Below are 4,198 nucleotides of genomic sequence, written 5' to 3'. Positions count from 1 at the left end.
GTCGGTTGTGGCGGTGACGGTGTGCTTGTCGTGCTTGTCGAGCAGGTAGCACATCCCGTCGCGGATCTCGTACGTCTCGCCGGTCTCGCGGCGCCCTATCTGGTAGGGCGAGTAGTCCTACGAACGACGTGTTACACGTCTGCTCAGCCCAGCCGCTCGATGACCAGCGCCATGCCCTGGCCACCGGCGGCACACATGGTCTCGAGGCCGTAGCGGCCGCCGGTCTCCTGCAGACCGTGGAGAAGCGTGGTGGTGAGGCGGGCGCCGGTGGAGCCGAAGGGGTGGCCGAGGGCGATCGCGCCGCCGTTGACGTTGACCCGTTCGGGGTCGAGGCCGATCTGGGCGATGCTGGGGAGCACCTGGGCGGCGAACGCCTCGTTCATCTCCACCAGGTCGATGTCGTCGGGAGTGAGCCCGGCGCGAGCGAGCGCCTGGCGGGAGGCCTCGACCGGCCCGAGGCCCATGATCTCGGGCGAGAGCCCGGAGACCCCGGTCGACACGATCCGGGCCAGCGGCCTGATCCCGAGCGCCTCGGCGCGTACGTCGCTCATGATCACCAGCGCGGCCGCGCCGTCGTTCAGCGGGCAGCAGTTGCCGGCGGTGATGGTGCCGTTCTCGCGGAAGACCGGCTTGAGGCCGGCGACCTTCTCGAGCGTGACCCCGGCTCGCGGCCCGTCGTCGGTGGAGACGACCTCGCCGGACGGCAGCGTCACGGGGGTGATGTCCCGCTCCCAGAAGCCCCGGGCGGCAGCGGCCTCGGCGCGGTTCTGGGAACGTACGCCCCACTCGTCCTGTGCCTCGCGCGTGATGCCGTACATCTCCGCGACGTTCTCGGCGGTCTCGCCCATCGCGAGGTGGTAGTCGGGCAGGTCGCCGGCCTCGCGAGGGTCGGTCCAGGGCTCGCCGGCGGCTACCCGTGCGGCGCCGCGCTCGCCCGCCTTGAGGAACTCCTCGGCCTTGGTGTCCGGCATCCCGTCGGCCTTGCCGCGCTCGTAGCGGGACACGCACTCCACCCCCGCGGAGACGAACGCGTTGCCTTCCCCGGCGCGGATCGCGTGGAAGGCCATCCGGGTGGTCTGCAGCGATGATGCGCAGTAGCGGTGGACCGTGGTGCCGGGCACGGCGTCCAGGCCCAGACGTACGCCGACGACCCGCCCGATGTTGTAGCCCTGCTCCCCCGCGGGCTGGGCACAGCCCATCATCAGGTCATCGATCTGCGTCGGGTCCAGCTCCGGAACCGACGAGAGGGCGCTGCGTACGATCTGCTCGGCCAGTACGTCGGGACGCAGGTCCTTCAGCGATCCCTTGAAGGCGCGGCCGATGGGTGAGCGGGCGGCGGAGACGATGACGGCTTCAGGCATGGGGGCTCCTCAGGAGTTGGGGGTGTGCTGGAGGAAGGCGGGCCACTCGCCGCCGCCATCGACGGCGAGGACGGCACCGGTGATGTGCGCGGCGAGCGGAGAGGCGAGCAGAAGGCAGGCGTCGCCGACCTCCTCGGGCGTCGCGAAGACCCCGCGCGGGATGGTCGCGGCCACCGCGGCCCGCTGCTCCGGGCTGCCGTAGTGGTCCTCGGACCCCGGCGTGGCGACGAGCCCGCAGGAGATGGCGTTGACGCGTACGTCCGGAGCCCACTCGACCGCGATCGACCCGGTCAGGCTCTCGACGGCCGCCTTCGCGGCCCCGTAGACCGCGGTCCCGGGACTGGGCCGCCGTGCCGAGATCGAGCTGATGTTGATGATGGAGCCGCGCGAGGCCTTCAACGCCTCGTACGCCGCCTGGCTGACGTAGGCGGTGGCCAGGAAGTTGAGCGCCGAGATCTTCTCGTGAAAACGCGGCGACGCGGTCGCGAAGTCGGCGTAGGGCGCACCACCGGCGTTGTTGACGACCACGTCGAGCCGTCCGAGCCGCGAGGTGATCGCAGCGATCCACGCCGCGACCTGCTGGGGATCCCGCACGTCCACCTGGGAGAACACCGGCTTGCGCCCGTCCACCACGGGCAGCTCCTCAGGCGCCGACCGGCCGCCCTTATCGCCTCGGGCTCCGCTTCGGCCGCAGATCTCGACCTCCGCACCGGCTTCGAGGAACCGCGCGACGATCCCGGCGCCCACCCCGCGCGCGCCACCGGTCACCGCGACCACCTTGCCGCTGAAGTCGATCTCGACTGCCATGTGCGGCAGTCTAGAACGCCTACCAAGCAAATGCTAGGTTGATGATCGCGGTGACCGGATCAGAGGGTCAGACGCAGCGCCTCACACGCAGTGCACGTCCACCCAGTAGGTGTGGTTTCCGCTCATGTGCTTCTTGACCTGGACCGGAACGGTGACCGAGCCGTTCGCGTCGGGCGTGAAGGTCTGTCCGGCGTAGTGCACATCGTCGATCTCGCAGCCGACCTGGTCGGTCACGGTGATCTTGTGCAGACCCGCCTCAGCAGCCTCGACGTGCGCCTCGTGGAACGCGAGGACCGCCGGGTTGTACTCGGAGTACTTCACGTTGTGCGCGCCCAGGGTGTCGGTCCACTCGGCAGCCAGACCGTCGATGAACGGTCCACCGTGGCGTGAGAACCGGGTGTCGATCTCGACGATCGCCCGTGCCTTGACCTTGAAGTTGTCCGTCTTGCTGTCGGACGGGACGAAACCGTGCCGGTTGCCCGGAGCGGTGGAGTCGAGCGCGTCGTACGGCGTCAGCCAGACCTTGTACTCGCCACCGTTGTTCGGGGTGTCGAGGTAGGGGAACAGCTGCACGGTGATGCCACCGTCCTCAGCGTCGGTGCCGGTCGCGTGAGCGCAGGCACCGCTCGGGGCGACGCTGACGAAGCGGCCGCTGGCGTCGACCTCGACCCGGCGACAGGCGACGGGATCGGTGGAGAGCAGCGTCTTGCCGGAGGGATCGGTCACCTGGAAGGCGTAGATCCCGGCAGGCAGGCCGGCGGCGTCATCGGGCGCATTGATGCCGGGGCCGCCGTTGAGATAGACGTCCTGCTTGGCGGTGTAGTGGTTGAGGTTGACGGGCGCGCCGGTTACGTCGGTGGTGAAGATCGCCCCGGACAGCTGCAGCAACGGTGCAGACGAGGCCGGCATCGACCAGAGCGCCGCCGCGGCGACCCCGGCCGCGACCGCACAGACGAGCTTTCGGATCATGGGTTTCCCCCTCAGATAGGTCGGATCTCGAGTCTTCGTCGCACCCCGGTAAAGGCCTCCGTCCGGCCCCCGGGTATCACCCGAACCGGGTAGCCCCCGGATTGTGTGATGGGCCACCTCGGCACCACCCCAGGAATACCGGAGAGTCCCTCCGTCTTGCGTCAGGAGTGGATCGAGGCCGTCGGCCTCGGCAGACCTGAGAGGAACTTCTTGTGACCACGACCGCCGTCGACACCTTCACGGACGTGATCCGCTCGCGCCGCTCCGCGCGAGCCTTCCTGCCCGACCCGGTGCCCGCCGACGACATCCGCGGTGTGCTCGAGGACGCCCAGCGCGCCCCGTCGCACAGCAACACCCAGCCGTGGGAGGTCCACGTCTTCTCCGGTGAGGCCCGCGAGCGCCTCAGCGAAGCGATGCTCAAGGCGTTCGAGGCCGGCCAGATGAGCCCCGACTTCAGCACGACGTACGGTGACGACGACAGCGTCCACGTCCAGCGGTCGCAGCAGACCGGGGCCGTCCTCTACGGCGCCCTGGGCATCGCCCGCGAGGACGTCGACGGCCGCACCAAGGCCGTCGCCGAGAACCTCCGCTTCTACGGCGCTCCCCACGTGGCCCTGCTCTTCGTGCCGGAGCTCGGCGATGTCGTACGCGCTGCCAACGACGTCGGCATGTACGCCCAGAACTTCCTGCTCTCCCTCACCGCCCGCGGCTACCACGGCGTACCCCAGGGCATGCACGGCCTCTTCGCCGACACCGTCCGCGCCCACCTCGGCCTCCCCGCCGACCGCAAGCTGCTCTACGGCATCTCGTTCGGCACCGCCGACCCCGACGCCGCCGTGAACCGCCTCGACGTCGGCCGGGCCCCGCTCGACGAGCACATCGTGCTGCACGACACCGCGCTCTGAGCCGCCGCAGTTTCGCTGGTCGAGCCGCCGGAGCCGCTAGGCGGAGGCGTGTCGAGACCAACACAGTCGAATCGAGCGCCGAGGGGACTGTGTTGGTCTCGGGGTGTGGCCGCGTGCGCGGGTGTGATCCTCGTTAAGTCTACTGTGTTGGTGGAC

The 4,198-nt window shown here is 69.7% G+C and carries 5 protein-coding genes; 1 reads left to right on the top strand and 4 read right to left on the bottom strand.

What is annotated here, in order from left to right:
- The 4 genes from ABZY89_RS29415 to ABZY89_RS29400 form a co-directional block, all read right to left on the bottom strand.
- Window positions 1-99 (bottom strand): ectoine synthase (locus ABZY89_RS29415; protein ID WP_355232710.1); only part of this gene is annotated, 99 nt, incomplete at its 3' end.
- 44 nt (window positions 100-143) lie between these two features.
- Entirely contained in the window at window positions 144-1,361 is a 1,218-nt protein-coding gene (locus tag ABZY89_RS29410; protein ID WP_355232709.1) for an acetyl-CoA C-acetyltransferase, read from the bottom strand.
- A 9-nt stretch (window positions 1,362-1,370) separates the two neighbouring features.
- Window positions 1,371-2,168, bottom strand: a complete 798-nt coding sequence (locus ABZY89_RS29405; protein ID WP_355232708.1) for an SDR family oxidoreductase — start codon at window positions 2,166-2,168, stop codon at window positions 1,371-1,373.
- An 81-nt stretch (window positions 2,169-2,249) separates the two neighbouring features.
- Window positions 2,250-3,137 (bottom strand): hypothetical protein, encoded by an 888-nt coding sequence (locus ABZY89_RS29400; protein WP_355232707.1) that lies wholly within the window; start codon window positions 3,135-3,137, stop codon window positions 2,250-2,252.
- A 212-nt stretch (window positions 3,138-3,349) separates the two neighbouring features.
- Between ABZY89_RS29400 and ABZY89_RS29395 the strand changes: the two genes are divergently transcribed.
- Window positions 3,350-4,042, top strand: a complete 693-nt coding sequence (locus tag ABZY89_RS29395) for a nitroreductase (RefSeq protein ID WP_355232706.1) — start codon at window positions 3,350-3,352, stop codon at window positions 4,040-4,042.
- Window positions 4,043-4,198 lie beyond the last annotated feature (156 nt).

It is taken from the genome of Nocardioides sp. NPDC006303, from assembly GCF_040613175.1.
Taxonomy (GTDB): domain Bacteria; phylum Actinomycetota; class Actinomycetes; order Propionibacteriales; family Nocardioidaceae; genus Nocardioides.
This window is presented reverse-complemented; position numbering and strand designations above follow the sequence as displayed.

What these genes read in the sequence shown, in the direction of transcription:
- ABZY89_RS29410 (WP_355232709.1), bottom strand. Translation starts at nt 1,361, where the DNA reads ATGCCTGAAGCCGTCATCGTCTCCGCCGCCCGCTCACCCATCGGCCGC.
- ABZY89_RS29405 (WP_355232708.1), bottom strand. Translation starts at nt 2,168, where the DNA reads ATGGCAGTCGAGATCGACTTCAGCGGCAAGGTGGTCGCGGTGACCGGT.
- ABZY89_RS29400 (WP_355232707.1), bottom strand. Translation starts at nt 3,137, where the DNA reads ATGATCCGAAAGCTCGTCTGTGCGGTCGCGGCCGGGGTCGCCGCGGCG.